This window comes from Mycobacterium decipiens, from assembly GCF_963853665.1.
GTDB classification, from domain to species: Bacteria; Actinomycetota; Actinomycetes; order Mycobacteriales; family Mycobacteriaceae; genus Mycobacterium; species Mycobacterium decipiens.
Window position 1 is genome coordinate 5,143,453 of sequence record NZ_OY970459.1, and the last position, 17,678, is coordinate 5,161,130.

Consider the following 17,678-nt stretch of genomic DNA (forward strand, 5'->3'; position numbering starts at 1 on the left):
ATGCGTAACGCACTGGCCAGCCTCGGCCAGCTGGCCCTGGCGGTGGTGGTTGCCATCGTGGTCGCGGTGGTAGCGCTGATCGCCATATCGCGCGTTCAGTGGCCGGCCTTCCCGTCGTCCAACCAGCTGCATGCGCTGACCACCGTCGGCCAAGTCGGTTGCCTGGCCGGGCTGGTCGGCGTCGGCTGGATGTGGCGGCACGGTCGATTCCGGCGATTGGCCCAGCTGGGCGGGCTGGTGTTCGTTGCCGCGTTCTGCGTCGTCACGCTGGGCATGCCGCTGGGAGCGAGCAAGCTGTATCTGTTCGGCATCTCCGTCGACCAGCAGTTCCGCACCGAATACCTGACTCGCCTCACCGACACCGCCGCCCTGCGCGACATGACCTACATCGGACTGCCGCCGTTCTATCCACCGGGCTGGTTTTGGATCGGCGGGCGAGCGGCGGCGCTGACCGGTACGCCGGCCTGGGAGATGTTCAAGCCGTGGGCAATCACCTCGATCACCATCGCGGTCGCGGTCGCATTGGTGCTGTGGTGGCGGATGATCCGGTTCGAATACGCCTTGCTCGTCACCACCGCGACCGCGGCGGTGACACTGGCCTACAGCTCGCCGGAGCCCTACGCCGCGATGATCACGGTGCTATTGCCGCCGATGCTGGTGTTGACGTGGTCGGGTCTGCGCGCCGGCGCCCGCGAGCGTCACGCCAGCGTAGCGCCCGACGCCGACAGCCGCGCCGGCGTGACGCTCGGCGGTCAGGGCTGGGCGGCGGTGGTGGCCGCCGGTGTGTTTCTCGGCTTTGCGGCCACCTGGTACACGCTGTTGGTCGGCTACACCGCGTTCACGGTCACGCTGATGGCACTGCTGCTGGCCGGCTCGCGCTGGCGGCAATCCGGCCTCAAAGCGGCCGCAGACCCGCTGCGCCGGCTTGTCGTCATCGGCTTGATCGCGGCGGCCATCGGATCCACCACCTGGCTGCCGTTCCTGTTGCGGGCGGCCCGTGACCCGGTCAGCGACACCGGCAGCGCCCAGCACTACCTGCCGGCCGACGGCGCCGCATTGACCTTCCCCATGCTGCAGTTCTCCTTGCTGGGCGCGATCTGCATGCTGGGCACCCTGTGGCTGGTGGTGCGCGCGCGGTCATCGGTGCGGGCCGGCGCCCTGGCCATCGGCGTGCTGGCCATCTACCTGTGGTCGCTGCTGTCGATGCTGACCACGTTGGCGCGCACCACGCTGCTGTCGTTCCGACTCCAGCCGACGCTGAGCGTGCTGCTCGTGGCCGCCGGCGCGTTCGGCTTCGTCGAAGCGGCGCAAGCGCTTGCCAAGCGGAGCGGGAGCGTCATTCCGGTGGCCGGTGCCATCGGAATGGCCGGCGCGATCGCGTTCAGCCAGGACATCCCCGACGTGCTGCGGCCGGATCTGACCATCGCCTACACCGACACCGACGGCCACGGCCAGCGCGGCGACCGGCGACCGGCCGGCTCCGAGAAGTACTACTCGGCGATCGACGCCGCCATCCGGCGCGTCACCGGCAAGCCTGCCGATCAGACCGTCGTGTTGACCGCCGACTACAGCTTCTTGTCGTACTACCCCTACTGGGGCTTTCAGGGGTTGACGCCGCACTACGCCAACCCGCTGGCCCAGTTCGACAAGCGCGCCGCACAGATCGACAGCTGGTCCAAGCTCAAGACCGCCGACGAGTTCATCCGCGCGCTGGACAAGCTGCCCTGGCAACCCCCGACCGTGTTCGTGATGCGCCGCGGCTCGGGCTCCGGTCTAGCCACCACCTACACACTGCGGCTGGCCGAAGACGTATATCCCAACCAGCCCAACGTTCGCCGCTACACCGTTGACCTGCGCGCCGCCCTGTTCGCCGACCCGCGATTCGCCGTCGAAACCATCGGCCCGTTCGTGCTGGCCATCCGCAAGCCGGAGGCGAATGCTTGATGGCTACCGAAACCTCACCGGACATCCGCGAACAACTAGCATCTACCTCCGTGAGCGACGCGGGAGCAAACTACCGGTTCGCTCGCTTCGTGGCAGCCGTCGCGGGTCTGCTCGGGGCCGTTCTGGCCATCGCCACCCCACTGCTGCCGGTAATCCAAACCACCGCCGAACTGACCTGGCCGCAAAACGGCACATTCACCAGCGTCGAGGCACCGCTGATCGGCTACGTGGCCACCGACCTCAACATCGCCGTCCCCTGCCAGGCCGCCGCAGGACTCGCTGGGCCGGAGAACAACGGTAAGACGGTGTTGCTGTCAACGGTGCCCAAGCAGGCACCCAAGGCCGTCGACCGCGGGCTGCTGCTACAACGCGCCAACGACGACCTAGTGCTTGTGGTGCGCAATGTCCCGTTGGTCACTGCCCCGTTGAGTCGGGTGCTAAGCCCGGCCTGTCAGCGGTTGACGTTTACCGCGCACGCCGACAAGGTCACCGCCGAATTCGTTGGGCTGACCCAGGGCCCCAACGCTGAGGACCCCGGCGCGCCGCTACGCGGCGAGCGCAGCGGCTACGACTTCCGACCCCAGATCGTAGGCGTGTTCACCGACCTGGACGGCCCGACCCCGCCCGGCCTCAGCTTCTCGGCGACCGTCGACACCCGCTACAGCAGCAGCCCCACACCACTGAAGATGGCCGCGATGATCCTGGGGGTGGTGCTGACCGGCGCCGCCCTGGTCGCGCTGCACATCCTGGACACCGCCGACGGCACCCGGCACCGGCGGTTCCTGCCCGCGCGTTGGTGGTCGGTCGGCGGCCTGGACGCCTTGGTTATCGCCGTGCTGGTCTGGTGGCATTTCGTCGGGGCCAATACCTCCGACGACGGCTACATCCTGACCATGGCCCGGGTGTCTGAACACGCCGGGTACATGGCGAACTACTACCGCTGGTTCGGCACGCCCGAGGCGCCGTTCGGCTGGTACTACGACCTGCTGGCACTGTGGGCGCATGTCAGCACCGCCAGCGTGTGGATGCGCCTTCCCACCCTGGCGATGGCGCTGACCTGCTGGTGGGTGATCAGCCGTGAAGTCATCCCGCGGTTGGGTCACGCCGTCAAGACCAACCGGGCCGCGGCGTGGACCGCTGCGGGCATGTTTCTGGCCGTCTGGTTGCCACTGGACAACGGCCTACGACCCGAGCCGATCATCGCCCTGGGCATCCTGCTGACCTGGTGTTCGGTGGAGCGCGCGGTGGCCACCAGCCGGTTGCTGCCGGTAGCGGTCGCCTGCATCCTCGGTGCATTGACCTTGTTCTCCGGGCCGACCGGCATCGCGTCCATCGGCGCGCTGCTGGTCGCGATCGGGCCGCTGCGTACCATCCTGCACCGCCGTTCCAAGCAATTCGGCGTGCTGCCACTGGTGGCGCCCATCCTGGCTGCGGCCACCGTCACGGCGATCCTGATCTTCCGCGACCAGACCTTCGCCGGCGAGGCCCAGGCCAGCTTCCTCAAGCGGGCCGTGGGTCCCAGCCTGAAGTGGTTCGACGAACATATCCGCTACGAGCGGCTGTTCATGGCCAGCCCCGACGGGTCGATCGCCCGCCGCTTCGCCGTGCTGGCGTTGGTCCTCGCGCTCGCGGTGGCGGTGGCAATGTCGCTGCGTAAGGGCCGCATTCCGGGTACCGCTGCCGGACCGAGCCGCCGCATCATCGGCATCACCATCATCTCCTTCCTCGCGATGATGTTCACCCCGACCAAGTGGACCCACCACTTCGGAGTGTTCGCCGGGTTGGCCGGGTCGCTGGGTGCGCTTGCCGCGGTCGCTGTTACCGGCGTTGCGATGCGCTCGCAACGCAACCGGACCGTGTTCGCCGCCGTGGTGGTCTTCGTGTTGGCACTGTCATTCGCCAGCGTCAACGGCTGGTGGTACGTGTCCAACTTCGGTGTGCCGTGGTCGAACTCGTTCCCGAAATTGCGATGGTCACTCACCACTGCACTTCTCGAGCTCACGGTGCTGGTGCTGCTGCTGGCGGCATGGTTCCACTTCGTCGCCAACGGTAGCGGGCGCCTGAAAATCGGACGAGCCCGACCTGGGGCGCGGCTTGCGCAAATTGTCCAGTCCCCGTTAGCAATTGCCACGTGGTTGCTGGTGGTTTTCGAGGTGGTGTCGCTGACCCAGGCGATGATTTCCCAGTACCCGGCGTGGTCGGTGGGCCGGTCCAACCTGCAAGCGTTAGCGGGCAGGACCTGCGGGCTGGCCGAGGACGTGCTGGTGGAGTTGGATCCCAACGCGGGCATGCTGACACCGGCGACCGTTCCGGTGGCCGACGCCCTGGGGGCCGGCCTGTCTGAAGCGTTCACGCCCAACGGCATTCCCGCCGACGTTTCCGCCGACCCGGTGATGGAACGTCCGGGCGACCGTAGTTTCCTCAACAACGACGGGCTGATCACCGCCAGCGAACCCGGCACCGAAGGTGGCACCACGGCCGCACCGGGGATCAACGGCTCGCGCGCCCGGCTGCCCTACGATCTAGACCCGGCCCGCACGCCGGTGCTGGGCAGCTGGCATTCCGGCATACAGGTGCCCGCCATGCTGCGGTCCGCCTGGTACCGACTCCCGCCCAGGGACCAGTCGGGCAGCGCGCCCGTGTTGGTGGTGACCGCGGCGGGCCGGTTCGACCTGCGCGAGGTCCAGTTGCAGTGGGCCACCGACGAACAGGCGGCCACCGGACACCACGGTGGCTCAATAGAATTCGGCGATGTGGGTGCGGCGCCGGCCTGGCGCAACCTACGAGCCCCCCTGTCCTGGATCCCGAGCACAGCCACCCAGGTCCGCCTGGTCGCCGACGACAACGACCTGTCACCGCAACACTGGATCGCACTCACCCCACCGCGGATTCCACAAGTGCGGACGTTGCAGGATGTGGTCGGCTCACAGGACCCGGTGTTCCTGGACTGGCTGGTGGGTCTGGCGTTCCCCTGCCAGCGACCGTTCGGACACCACAACGGTGTCGACGAAACGCCGAAATGGCGCATCCTGCCGGACCGGTTCGGCGCCGAGGCCAATTCCCCGGTGATGGACAACAACGGCGGCGGCCCGCTGGGCATCACCGAGCTGCTGGTGCGAGCGACCACGGTGGCCAGCTACCTCAAAGAGGATTGGTTTAGGGACTGGGGTGCGCTGCAGCGGTTGACGCCGTATTACCCCGGGGCCCAACCGGCCCGTCTGCAGCTGGGGACGGCGACCCGCAGCGGACTGTGGAACCCAGCACCGCTGCGCAAGGGCTAGCCGCTTCGCGGCCCCGCATCCTCACCGCACCAAATCCGATCGTCCGGCTCGTCCGCACGGCCGCTTCGCGGCCCCGCATCCTCACCGCACCAAATCCGATCGTCCGGCTCGTCCGCACGGCCGCTTCGCGGCCCCGCATCCTCACCGCACTTAACCGCGTCGCATACCATCGACCCTCGTGTCCCTGGACGGTAATGAGCGATCTCACCGGATCGCACGCTTGGCAGCCGTCGTCTCGGGCATCGCTGGCCTGCTGTTGTGCGCCATCGTTCCGCTGCTTCCGGTGAGACAAACCACCGCGACCATCCTGTGGCCCCAGGGCACCACCAACAACGGAAACATCACCCAGGTCACGGCTCCCCTGGTAGCTGGGGCGCCGCGTGCCCTGGACATCTCTATCCCCTGCTCGGCCATCGCCACACTGGGCGCCGACGGCGGTCTGGTGCTGTCCACACTGCCGGCCGGCGGCGTGGACACGGGTAAAGCCGGCCTGTTCGTACGCGCCGACAAGGACACGGTCGTCGTGGCGTTCCGTGACTCGGTGGCCGCTGCGGCACCTCGCGCCGCGATCGCTGCGGGAGCCTGCAGCGCGCTGCACATCTGGGCCGATGCCCGCGGCGCAGGTGCCGACTTCGCGGGTATCCCGGGCGCCGCCGGCAGCACCCTGCCTCCCGAAAAGAAGCCCCAGGTGGGCGGGATCTTCACCGACCTGAAGGTCCCCGCACAGCCCGGGCTGTCGGCGCGCGTCGACATCGACACCCGATTCATCACGACGCCGAGCGCGGTGAAACAAGCCGCGATGTTCCTGGGCGTGCTGGCGGTGCTGGTCGCCATTGTCGGCCTGGCCACCCTGGACCGCCTCAGCAGGGGGCACACGCTGCGCGATTGGCTGGCCCGACATCGCCCGCGGGTGCGCGTCGGATTCGCCAGCTGGCTCGCCGACGCAGGGGTGATCGCCACCCTGCTGCTCTGGCATGTGATCGGCGCCACCTCGTCCGACGACGGCTACATCCTGACTATTGCCCGAGCCGCGCCGAAGGCCGGCTATGTGGCCAACTACTACCGATATTTCGGCACGACGGAGGCACCGTTCGACTGGTATGCCGGGGTACTGGCCCATTTCGCGGCGGTGAGCACCGCCGGCGTGTGGATGCGCCTGCCCGCCACACTGGCCGGGATCGCGTGCTGGCTGATCATCAGCCATTTCATGCTTCGGCGGCTGGGACCGGGCAAGGGCGGCCTGACGTCCAACCGGGTTGCGGTGTTCACCGCGGGCGCGGTGTTCCTCGCCGCCTGGCTACCGTTCAACAACGGCCTGCGGCCCGAGCCACTGATCGCGCTGGGTGTGCTGGTCACCTGGGTGCTGGTGGAACGCTCGGTCGCGTTGGGGCGGCTGGCCCCGGCCGCGGTGGCCATCATCGTCGCGACGCTCACCGCAACGCTGGCCCCGCAGGGATTGATTGCCGTGGCGGCACTGCTGACCGGCGCCCGGGCCATCGCCCAAGTGATCCGGCGACGCCGAGCCACCGACGGGCTGCTGGCGCCCCTGGCGGTGCTAGCGGCGTCATTGTCGCTGATCACCGTCGTGGTGTTCCGGGACCAGACGCTCGCCACGGTGGCCGAGTCCGCACGCATCAAGTACAAGGTCGGGCCGACGATCGCCTGGTACCAAGACTTCCTGCGCTACTACTTCCTTACCGTGGAGAGCAACGTCGAGGGTTCAATGTCGCGGCGATTCGCGGTGCTGGTGCTGCTGCTCTGCCTGTTCGGCGTGCTGTTCGTGCTGCTGCGGCGCGGGCGGGTGTCTGGGCTGGCGAGCGGCCCGGCCTGGCGGTTGATCGGCACCACCGCGGTCGGCCTGCTGCTACTCACGTTCACCCCCACCAAGTGGGCCGTGCAGTTCGGCGCGTTCGCCGGACTGGCCGGGGCCCTGGGTGCGGTCACCGCGTTCATTTTCGCCCGGATCGGTCTGCACAGTCGACGAAATCTCACGCTGTATGTCACCGCGTTGCTGTTCGTGCTGGCGTGGGCCACCTCCGGCATCAATGGCTGGTTCTACGTGGGCAACTACGGGGTGCCGTGGTACGACATCCAGCCCGTCATCGCCAGCCACCCGGTGACGTCGATGTTCCTGACGCTGTCGATCCTCACCGGCCTGCTCGCCGCCTGGTACCACTTCCGCATGGACTACGCCGGACACACCGAAGTCAAAGACAGCCGGCGCAACCGCATCCTGGCCTCCTCCCCACTGCTGGTGGTCGCGGTGATCATGGTCGCAGGCGAAGTCGGCTCGATGGCCAAGGGTGCGGTGTTCCGCTACCCGCTCTACACCACCGCCAAGGTCAACCTGGCCGCGCTCAGCAGCGGGCTCTCACCCACGAGCTGCGCGATGGCCGACGACGTGCTTGCCGAGCCCGACCCCAATGCCGGCATGCTGCAACCAGTTCCGGGCCAGGCATTCGGCCCCGCGGGCCCGCTCGGCGGCATAAACCCGGTTGGCTTCAAACCCGAAGGCGTGGGCGATGACCTGAAGTCCGACCCGGTGGTGACCAAACCCGGGCTGGTCAATTCCGATGCGTCGCCCAACAAGCCCAACGCCGCCATCAGTGACTCCGCCGGCACCGCCGGAGGAAAGGGCCCGGTCGGGATGAACGGGTCACACGCGGCGCTGCCATTCGGGCTGGACCCGGCACGCACCCCGGTGATGGGCAGCTACGGCGAGAACAGCCTGGCCGCCACGGCCACTTCGGCCTGGTACCAGTTGCCCGCCAATTGGAAAGAAAGTACCCGGGACCGGCCACTGGTGGTGGTCACCGCGGCCGGCGAAATCTGGTCCTACAAAGAAGACGGCGATTTCATCTACGGCCAGTCGCTGAAGCTGCAGTGGGGCGCCACCCGCCCCGACGGCAGCATCCAACCACTAGGGCAGGTGTTCCCGATCGACATCGGGCCGCAACCCGCCTGGCGCAATCTGCGATTCCCACTGACCGGGGCGCCGCCGGAGGCCGACGTGGCGCGCATCGTCGCCTATGACCCGAACCTGAGCCCCGAGCAGTGGTTCGCGTTCACCCCGCCCCGGGTTCCGGTGTTGCAAACACTGCAGCAACTGATCGGGTCCCAGGCGCCGGTGTTGATGGACATCGCGACCGCAGCCAACTTCCCCTGCCAACGACCGTTCTCCGAGCACCTCGGAGTTGCCGAACTTCCGCAGTACCGCATCCTGCCGGATCACAAGCAGACCGCGGCGTCGTCGAACCTGTGGCAGTCCAGCCAGACCGGCGGTCCGTTCCTGTTCACCCAGGCACTGCTGCGAACCTCGACGGTCGCCACCTATCTGCGCGGCGACTGGTATCGCGACTGGGGATCGGTGGAGCAGTATTACCGCCTGGTGCCGGCCGCTCAGGCGCCGGAAGCCGTTGTCCAAGCGGGCGTGATCACCGTGCCCGGCTGGAGCCGCCAAGGACCGATTAGGGCGCTGCCATGAGCATCACCGACGAGATGGTCGCCCGCCCCGCCGCTCAGGACACCCGCGGCGACGTGCGGGTGACCCGCTGGGTGGCGACCATCGCCGGCCTGATCGGCTTCGTGTTGTCGGTCGCGACCCCGTTGCTGCCGGTCGTGCAGACCACCGCGATGCTCAACTGGCCGCAAAACGGGCAACTGGGCAGCGTGACGGCGCCGTTGATTTCGCTGACGCCGGTAGATCTGACGGCCTCCGTGCCGTGCAGCGTAGTGCGGGACATGCCGGCCAACGGCGGAGTGGTGCTGGGCACCGCACCCAGGCAGGGCAAGGACGCCAATCTTCAGGCGTTGTTCGTCGTCGTCAGCGGCCAGCGGGTAGACGTCACCGACCGCAACGTGGTGATCCTGTCCGTGCCGCGCGACCAGGTGACGTCCCCGCAATGTCAGCGCATCGAGATCAGCTCGACACACGCCGGCACCTTCGCCACGTTCGTCGGGCTCAACGATCCGACGGGCGCGCCGCTGCGTAGCGGCTTTCCCGATCCCAATCTCCGCCCGCAGATCGTCGGGGTGTTCACCGACCTGACCGGTCCCGCGCCGCCCGGGCTGCGGCTCTCCGCCACAATCGATACCCGGTTCTCGACCACGCCGACCACCCTGAAGCTGCTGGCCATCATCGGGGCGATCGCGGCCACCGTCGTCGCACTCGTCGCGCTGTGGCGTCTCGACCAGCTGGATGGCCGCCGAATGCGCCGGTTGATTCCGACGAGCTGGCGCACGTTCACCCTGGCCGACGCCGTGGTGATATTCGGCTTCTTGCTTTGGCATGTGATCGGGGCGAATTCGTCGGACGACGGCTACATCCTGGGCATGGCGCGGGTCGCCGACCGCGCCGGCTACATGTCCAACTACTTCCGCTGGTTCGGTAGCCCGGAAGACCCGTTTGGGTGGTACTACAACCTGCTGGCGCTAATGACCCACGTCAGCGACGCCAGCATCTGGATGCGGCTGCCGGACCTGTTCGCCGGGCTGGTGTGCTGGCTGCTGCTGTCCCGCGAGGTGCTACCCCGCCTGGGGCCGGCCGTGGCATCGAGCCAGGCCGCCACCTGGGCGGCGGGCATGGTCCTACTGACCGCGTGGATGCCGTTCAACAACGGCCTTCGTCCGGAGGGCATTATCGCGCTCGGCTCGTTGGTCACCTATGTGCTGATCGAGCGTTCGATGCGGTACAGCCGGCTGACGCCGGCCGCGCTGGCCGTTGTCACCGCCGCATTCACGCTCGGTGTCCAGCCCACCGGGCTGATCGCGGTGGCCGCACTGGTGGCCGGCGGCCGCCCGATGCTGCGGATCTTGGTGCGACGTCATCGCTTGGTCGGCACGTTGCCGTTGGTGTCGCCGATGCTCGCCGCCGGCACCATCATCCTGACGGTGGTATTCGCCGACCAGACACTGTCGACGGTGTTGGAAGCCACCAGGGTGCGCGGCAAGATCGGGCCAAGTCAGGCGTGGTACACCGAGAACCTGCGCTACTACTACCTGATCCTGCCCACCGTGGACGGTTCGCTGTCGCGCCGGTTCGGCTTCTTGATCACCGCGCTCTGTCTATTCACAGCGGTTTTCATCATGTTGCGGCGCAAGCGAATTCCCGGTGTGGCCCGCGGCCCGGCATGGCGGCTGATGGGTGTCATCTTCGGCACGATGTTTTTCCTGATGTTCACCCCCACCAAGTGGGTGCACCACTTCGGGCTGTTCGCCGCCGTCGGGTCGGCGATGGCCGCGCTGACGACGGTGTTGGTATCGCCATCGGTGTTGCGCTGGTCACGCAACCGGATGGCATTCCTGGCGGCGCTGTTCTTCATGCTGGCATTGTGTTTCGCCACCACCAACGGCTGGTGGTATGTCTCCAGCTACGGTGTGCCGTTCAACAGCACGATGCCCAAGATCGACGGGATCACGGTTAGCACAATCTTTTTCGCGCTGTTCGCGATCGCCGCGCTGTATGCGGCCTGGCTGCACTTCGCGCCCCGGGGCAGCGGCGAGGGCCGGCTGACCCGCGCGCTCACCCAGGCGCCGGTACCCATCGCCGCCGGCTTTATGGCGCTGGTGTTCGTCGCGTCGATGGTCATCGGGATCGTGCGGCAGTACCCCACCTACTCCAACGGCTGGTCCAACATGCGCGCGTTCGTCGGCGGCTGCGGACTGGCCGACGACGTGCTCGTCGAGCCGGATACCAACGCGGGTTTCATGAAGCCACTGCCCGGCGATTACGGCCCGCTTGGCCCACTAGGTGGAACTAATCCCGTCGGCTTTACGCCCAATGGAGTACCGCAACAAACGGTGGCCGAGGCGATCGTGATGAAGCCGAACCAGCCCGGCACTGACTACGACTGGGACCAGCCGACCAAGCTGAAGACCCCGGGTATCAACGGGTCGACTGTGCCGCTGCCCTATGGGCTCGATCCCGCCCGGGTGCCATTGGCGGGCACCTACACCACCGGAGCGCAGCAGCAGAGCATGCTCACCTCGGCGTGGTACCAACTGCCCAAGCCCGATGACGGGCATCCGTTGGTGGTGGTGACCGCCGCGGGCAAGATCGCCGGCAACAGCGTGCTGCACGGGTACACCCCCGGGCAGACCGTCGTGCTCGAATACGCCAAGCCCGGTCCGGGCGAGTTGGTGCCGGCCGGGCGAATGGTGCCCGACGACCTGTTCGGGGAGCAGCCCAAGGCGTGGCGCAACCTGCGGTTTGCTCGATCCAAGATGCCCGCGGACGCCGTCGCGGTCCGGCTGGTGGTCGAGGACCTGTCGTTGACACCGGAAGATTGGGTCGCGGTGACCCCGCCGCGGGTGCCGGAGCTGCGCTCCCTGCAGGAGTATGTCGGCTCGACCCAGCCGGTGCTGCTGGACTGGGCGGTCGGGCTGGCCTTCCCGTGCCAGCAGCCGATGTTGCACGTCAACGGCGTCACCGAGATCCCGAAGTTCCGCATCACGCCGGACTACAACGCCAAGAAGCTGGACACCGACACCTGGGAGGACGGCACCAACGGCGGCCTGCTCGGCATCACCGACCTGCTATTGCGGGCCCATGTCATGGCCACCTATCTGTCCCGCGACTGGGCCCGCGACTGGGGGTCACTGCGCAAGTTCGACACCCTGGTCGACGCCCCGCCCGCACAGCTCGACCTGAGCGCGGCAACCCACAGCGGCTTGTGGTCGCCCGGGCGGATCCGAATCGGTCCGTAGGGCCGCCGGTGACCGGCGCTTGCCGACCGACGGCCGCATCCATGTCGCAACCTATGCTGCACGGTATGCACGAGGCCGGCGACCAGATTGGCAGGTCTGCGCTGGGCGCGGTCTCGTCACGGAGGTCCGCCCTGGCCGCGGCGGGGTTAGCCGTCGCCGGCGCAGGCGTTTTGGGCACGTCGGCCTGCGGTCCGGCAAAGTCTCCCGCGCCGCCTCGCCCGGCTACATTGCCCGACAATGCGCTGATCACTCTCGGGGTCGCCGCCGGCCCGCCGCCCACACCCAACCGAATCGGGATCTCGTCGGTGCTGAAAATTGGCGGCGCTGTCTATGTGATCGATTGCGGCCTGGGCTCGCTGAACGCATTCACCAACGCGGGCCTGCAATTCGATGACCTCAGAGCGATTTTTATCACCCACTTGCACACCGACCACATCGTCGACTACTACAGCTTCTTCCTGTCCGGCGGCTTCCAGGCCCCGCCCGGCCGCGCACCGATCCGCGTTTATGGTCCCGGTCCAGCCGGCGGATTGCCGCCAAGCGAACTCGGCAACCCGAATCCAGCCACGGTCAACCCCGCCAACCCGGCGCCAGGGCTCGCCGCGACCACCGAAGCGCTGCACCAAGCCTTCGCTTACACCAGCAACATCTTCATCCGCGACTACGGCATCGATAACGTTGGCGACCTGGTCAAGGTCACCGAGATCGCGGTGCCAGCGGGGTCGGACTTTCGCAACAGAGCGCCGAACATGGGTCCGTTCTCGGTGGTAGCGGACGACAACGTATCGGTCACCGCGACGCTGGTGTCCCACTACGACGTCTACCCCGCATTCGGCTTCCGCTTCGATGTGAAGAAACCGGCTGTGTCCGTTACCTTCTCGGGTGACACCACCAAATCCGACAACCTGATTGCTCTCGCGCGCGGCACAGACATCCTGGTCCACGAGGCGATGTTCAGCCTCGATACCGCCTACTACGGCAACGTTTTCCCGCCGAACTATTTGCCGAACTCGCACACCTCGGCGGAGCAGGTGGGCGAGGTGGCCGCGGCGGCCAGGCCGAAGCATTTGATCCTGAGCCACTACGCCCCCGACTACCTACCCGACTCGCAATGGCTCGACAAGATCAACAAGAACTACTCGGGTAAAACCACCGTCGCAAGGGACGGCCAGGTCTTTGCTCTGTGATCCGTCAGCGCAGCCCGCGGTGTGGGTTCGGATTGCGGATAGACATATATAAAACCTATGTAATAGGGTCGCATTATGCGGGAGTACGACCTGGAGGACGTCGACCGGCTGCCCTTTTCGACTCCGGAGAAGGCGCAGCGCTACCAAACGGACAACTACCGCGGAGCCGCCGGACTCAACTGGTATCGCACGGACCCGACCCTGCAGTTCACCATGGCGTACTACCTGCGGCCCGACGAATTGACGTTCGCCGAACCCCACCTGACTCGGATCGGTGAGCTGATGGGCGGGCCGGTGACGCGCTGGGCCGAGGACACCGACCGGCATCCCCCGCAGCTCGAGCGCTATGACCGGTGGGGCCATGACATCAGCCGGGTGGTGATGCCGGAATCGTTCACCCAATCCAAGCGCGCCATCCTGGACGCCCAGCAAGCCCTGCGGGACGGCGCCCGGCGAGCGGGCATGAACCCGTCGCTTGCGCTTTTCGCAGCCAACTATCTGCTCAACCAGGCCGACATCGGGATGGCCTGCGCGCTCGGCACCGGGGGCAACATGGTGCGGTCTCTGGTGACCGCCTACGCACCGCCCGAAGTTCGCGACTTCGTCCTGGGCAAGCTCAATTCCGGCGAGTGGGACGGCGAGGCGGCGCAGCTGATGACCGAGCGTACCGGCGGCTCCGATCTAGGGGCGCTGGAGACCACCGCGCGAAGGTCGGCAAGTAGCGGTGACACCTGGCTGCTCAACGGGTTCAAATGGTTTGCGTCCAATTGCGCCGGCGAGGCGTTCGTCGTGCTGGCCAAACCCGAGGGGGCTCCGGACTCGACCCGCGGTGTGGCGACTTTCCTGGTGCTGCGGACGCGCCGGGACGGTTCCCGCAACGGTGTGCGCATCCGGCGGCTGAAGGACAAGCTCGGCACCCGCTCGGTTGCCTCGGGTGAAATCGAGTTCGTCGACGCCGAAGCCTTTCTGCTGTCCGGCGAGCCCAGCGCCGACGCGGGCCCCGCCGACGGCAAGGGACTCGGCCGAATGATGGAGCTGACCAACAAGTTGCGGTTGGGCACCGCCTCGTTCGCCCTCGGCAACGCGCGTCGTGCCCTGGTCGAGTCGCTGTGTTATGCGCGGCAGCGACAAGCCTTTGGCGGGGCGCTGATCGACAAACCGCTGATCCGGCGCAAGCTCGCCGAGATGATCGTCGACGTCGAGGCCACCCAAGCGTTGGTGTTCGACGGCACCGGTGCCCGCAACCATCGCCAGCCCAGGAGCATGCCGCAACGCATCGCCGTGCCGGTCACCAAGCTCAAGGTCTGCCGGTTAGGGATTACCGCGGCGTCGGACGCGGTCGAGATGCACGGCGGCAATGGCTACATCGAGACGTGGCCGGTGGCGCGGCTGCTACGCGACGCACAGGTGAACACCATCTGGGAGGGCTCCGACAACATCCTCTGTCTGGATGTGCGCCGCGGCATTGAACAGACACGGGCCCATGAGCCGCTGCTGGCGCGCATGCGCGACGCGGTGTCGGTGTCCGATGACGACGACACCACGCGCCTGGTGTCTGCGCGCATCGAGGATCTCGACGCGGCTATCACCGCATGGGCGAAACTAGACCGGGGCTTGGCCGAGGCGCGGCTGTTCCCGCTTGCGGTGTTCATGGGTGACGTCTATGCCGGTGCGCTGCTCACCGAGCAGGCGGCCTGGGAGCGGGAGACCCGCGGCAGCGACCGAAAGGCGCTGGTGGCCCGGCTGCACGCGCAGCGATATCTGGCCGACCGGGGGCCGCTGCGCGGTATCGACGTCGAATCCGACGAAGCGCTGGAGCGTTTCGATGAACTCGCAGCAGGCGCGTTCACGATGTAGGCGCCGACCGCGAACTGGTCGACGCCGAATCCAAGGGCGCAACGCAGCATCCACAGTCGGGGTGACGGATTACCGGAGATCGGCCGTCCGCACCTGGCAATGCACACCCACCACCCTGTTGACGGCCTGCGTCACCTCGAAGTTGGCCGCCGCCGACAAGAACGCCAGCGCTGATGCGCGATCGGCACCGGTCACCTCGCATACATAGGCCAGGGCACGCCGCACACTATCCCGCATGGCTTCGTCCAGGGTGGCGCCCAGACCGACCAGGATGGTGTGGGTGGACGTCTGCGCCCACGGCGAGGCCAGCACTTCCGCGAGCCGGCGCGCGTCGCGGTCGGCGAGCACCGTCACCCGCAGGTCCGCCCGCAACGGTGCCTCCAGCGCCGTGAGAGCGACCTCCCCGTTGCCCTGCGCGAAGTGCGGGTCACCCAGGTAGAGACCAGCTTCCGGCACCTGCACCGGCAGCAGCAATGTGCTGCCCACACCCAGGTAGCGGATGTCGAGGTTGCCGCCGTAGTCACCGGGCGGGGTAGACGGCAGCGCCGGCCCAGCACCGGGTGTGACGCCGATCAGGCCCAGCTGCAGGTTCAGGTCGAATGCCAACGGGCGCCCGGTCGCCGCGGTGAGGTAGCCGCGCCCGTCCGAACCCACCCGCCCCAGGATCGAAACCCGGTCCGACGATTCGGGCATCTCACCGGCCAGCACCCCCAGGCCATGGCGGTTGCTGATGATGCCGTAATCGACGCGACGGGTGAGGGCGAGCTGCTCGACGCACAACACATCGCCGGGGCGGGCGCCGGCGACGCTGATCGGCCCGAGAACCACGTGCGGCCCGTCGCCGTCGCTGCGTGCCAGCGACACGCCGGTCAGTTCGCGAACGTCGTCGAGGATCTCGTTCGGGCCGATGCCGTACTCACCGAAGAACGCGACCGGGTCGGCGCCCTGGTCATCTAGCAAGCCTTCGTGGCTGACGGTGTCCACGGTGACGGTCTGGCCGCTGTTCATCGTCACGACGGGGGCAGCACCGGCACACGGCAACCGTCCCCACCGCCAGGTGCCAGTAGTCGCGTTCAGATAGGTGTCGCCCCCGATGTCACCGGAGCCGGTGTGCAGCGGCGGCATCGTTGGCGGCCTAAACCGGGATCAGTCCGTGCTTGCGTCCAACCCGCCACCACAGCTGCTTGTCCCGCAGCAGGTGCATGGATTTGCGCAGCAGCAGCCGGGTGTCGTGCGGGTCGACGACGGCGTCGATGAACCCGCGTTCGGCAGCGATCCACGGGATCGCCATGTTGAGGTTGTAGTTCTCGACGAAGCTCTTCCGGATCGCTTGCGCTTCCGGCGCATTCGGGTCCGGAAAGCGCTTCATCAGCAGCTGGGCGGCTCCGTCGGCGCCGATCACCGCGATGCGGGCGGTTGGCCAGGCGAAGTTCAGGTCGGCGGTCAGCTGCTTGGATCCCATCACGGCGTACGCGCCGCCGTAGGACTTGCGGATGGTGATCGTCACCTTAGGCACGTCGGCCTCGACCACCGCGTACAGGAACCGCCCGCCGCGCTTGATGATCCCGTTCTTCTCCTGCTCCACCCCGGGCAGAAACCCGGGTGTGTCCACGACGAAGACCAGCGGGATGCCGAAGGCATCGGAGAACCGGATAAACCGTGCGGCCTTGTCGGACGCTTCGTTGTCGATCGCCCCCGACATGTGCATGGGCTGGTTGGCCACCACGCCCACCGGGCGGCCGTCGACCCGCGCGTAGCCGGTGATGATCGCCTGCCCGGCCTGGGCGGCGACGTCGAGGAAGTCGCCGTCGTCGAAAATCCGCAGCAGGATCTCGTGCATGTCGTAGGCCATGTTGTCGGAATCCGGCACGATCGAGTCGAGCTCAAGATCATGGGCGGTGATTTCGGGCTCCAGCCCGGGATTCACGACCGGCGGCTTGTCGAAGCAGTTGGACGGCAGAAACGACAGGAAGTCGCGCACGTAGCCGAAGGCGGCGGCCTCGGACTCCACCACCTGGTGGATATTTCCGTAACCGGCCTGGTAGTCGGCGCCGCCCAACTCGTCGAGGCTGACGTCCTCGCCGGTGACGTCTTTGATGACGTCGGGCCCGGTGACGAACATGTAGCCCTGGTCGCGCACCGCGACCACCAGGTCCGTCTGGATCGGCGAATACACCGCTCCCCCAGCGCATTTGCCGAGAATAATGGAAATTTGGGGAACCAGTCCGGACAGCAACTCGTGCCGGCGGCCCAGCTCGGCGTACCAGGCCAGCGAGGTAACCGCATCTTGGATGCGGGCACCGCCCGAGTCGTTGATACCGACGATCGGGCAGCCGACCATCGCGCACCACTCCATCAGCCGCGCTACCTTGCGGCCGAACATCTCACCGACCGTGCCGCCGAACACCGTCTGGTCGTGGGAGAACACCCCGACCGGTCGGCCGTTGATCATCCCGTGCCCGGTGACCACGCCGTCGCCGTAGAGCGCGTTGGGGTCACCCGGGGTGCGGCACAGCGCCCCCGTCTCCATGAAGGTGCCCGGGTCGACCAGCTCGTAGATGCGCGCACGCGCACTCGGGATGCCCTTTTTGTCGCGCTTGGCGGCCGCCTTCTCACCGCCGGGCTCCTTCGCCAAGTCCAGGCGAGCGCGCAGCTCAGCCAACTTTTCGGCGGTGGTGTGCTGGATGGGAGCTGACGCCATCTC

The 17,678-nt window shown here is 67.3% G+C and carries 8 protein-coding genes; 6 read left to right on the plus strand and 2 right to left on the minus strand.

Going from position 1 to position 17,678, the window contains the following annotated elements; genetic code table 11:
• The 6 genes from AADZ55_RS22800 to AADZ55_RS22825 all read left to right on the plus strand — a co-directional run bounded on the left by AADZ55_RS22800 (nucleotide 1) and on the right by AADZ55_RS22825 (nucleotide 14,974).
• On the plus strand, nucleotides 1-1,944 hold the full coding sequence (locus tag AADZ55_RS22800) for a galactan 5-O-arabinofuranosyltransferase (protein ID WP_085324623.1): 1,944 nt from the start codon (nucleotides 1-3) through the stop codon (nucleotides 1,942-1,944).
• Entirely contained in the window at nucleotides 1,944-5,225 is a 3,282-nt protein-coding gene (locus AADZ55_RS22805) for an arabinosyltransferase domain-containing protein (RefSeq protein WP_085324624.1), read from the plus strand. The genes AADZ55_RS22800 and AADZ55_RS22805 overlap by 1 nt, the downstream gene beginning before the upstream one ends.
• Before the next feature lie 178 nt (nucleotides 5,226-5,403).
• A complete protein-coding gene (locus tag AADZ55_RS22810) occupies nucleotides 5,404-8,709 on the plus strand; it encodes an arabinosyltransferase domain-containing protein (protein WP_085324626.1) in 3,306 nt (1,101 codons plus the stop codon).
• Nucleotides 8,706-11,930, plus strand: coding sequence for an arabinosyltransferase EmbB (gene embB / locus AADZ55_RS22815; RefSeq protein WP_423202340.1), 3,225 nt, complete (start codon nucleotides 8,706-8,708; stop codon nucleotides 11,928-11,930). Before AADZ55_RS22810 ends, embB begins: the two co-directional genes overlap by 4 nt.
• A 53-nt stretch (nucleotides 11,931-11,983) precedes the next feature.
• Nucleotides 11,984-13,117 (plus strand): MBL fold metallo-hydrolase, encoded by a 1,134-nt coding sequence (locus AADZ55_RS22820; RefSeq protein ID WP_085324627.1) that lies wholly within the window; start codon nucleotides 11,984-11,986, stop codon nucleotides 13,115-13,117.
• 75 nt (nucleotides 13,118-13,192) lie between these two features.
• Nucleotides 13,193-14,974: an acyl-CoA dehydrogenase family protein gene (locus tag AADZ55_RS22825; protein ID WP_085324628.1), complete on the plus strand. Its 1,782-nt coding sequence runs from the start codon at nucleotides 13,193-13,195 to the stop codon at nucleotides 14,972-14,974.
• A gap of 69 nt (nucleotides 14,975-15,043) precedes the next feature.
• On the opposite strand, the gene AADZ55_RS22830 is transcribed toward AADZ55_RS22825, so the two are convergent.
• Both AADZ55_RS22830 and AADZ55_RS22835 read right to left on the minus strand, forming a co-directional pair.
• Nucleotides 15,044-16,099 carry an acetamidase/formamidase family protein gene (locus AADZ55_RS22830; protein WP_085324629.1) on the minus strand — a complete coding sequence of 352 codons (1,056 nt, stop codon included), beginning with the start codon at nucleotides 16,097-16,099 and terminating at the stop codon, nucleotides 15,044-15,046.
• 10 nt (nucleotides 16,100-16,109) lie between these two features.
• The gene (locus tag AADZ55_RS22835; RefSeq protein WP_085324705.1) at nucleotides 16,110-17,675 is read right to left on the minus strand and encodes an acyl-CoA carboxylase subunit beta; all 1,566 of its coding nucleotides are present in this window, start codon (nucleotides 17,673-17,675) and stop codon (nucleotides 16,110-16,112) included.
• Between the last annotated feature and the right edge of the window lie 3 nt (nucleotides 17,676-17,678).

What these genes read in the sequence shown, in the direction of transcription:
- AADZ55_RS22800 (WP_085324623.1), top strand. Translation starts at nt 1, where the DNA reads ATGCGTAACGCACTGGCCAGCCTCGGCCAGCTGGCCCTGGCGGTGGTG.
- AADZ55_RS22805 (WP_085324624.1), top strand. Translation starts at nt 1,944, where the DNA reads ATGGCTACCGAAACCTCACCGGACATCCGCGAACAACTAGCATCTACC.
- embB (WP_423202340.1), top strand. Translation starts at nt 8,706, where the DNA reads ATGAGCATCACCGACGAGATGGTCGCCCGCCCCGCCGCTCAGGACACC.
- AADZ55_RS22820 (WP_085324627.1), top strand. Translation starts at nt 11,984, where the DNA reads ATGCTGCACGGTATGCACGAGGCCGGCGACCAGATTGGCAGGTCTGCG.
- AADZ55_RS22825 (WP_085324628.1), top strand. Translation starts at nt 13,193, where the DNA reads ATGCGGGAGTACGACCTGGAGGACGTCGACCGGCTGCCCTTTTCGACT.
- AADZ55_RS22830 (WP_085324629.1), bottom strand. Translation starts at nt 16,099, where the DNA reads ATGCCGCCGCTGCACACCGGCTCCGGTGACATCGGGGGCGACACCTAT.
- AADZ55_RS22835 (WP_085324705.1), bottom strand. Translation starts at nt 17,675, where the DNA reads ATGGCGTCAGCTCCCATCCAGCACACCACCGCCGAAAAGTTGGCTGAG.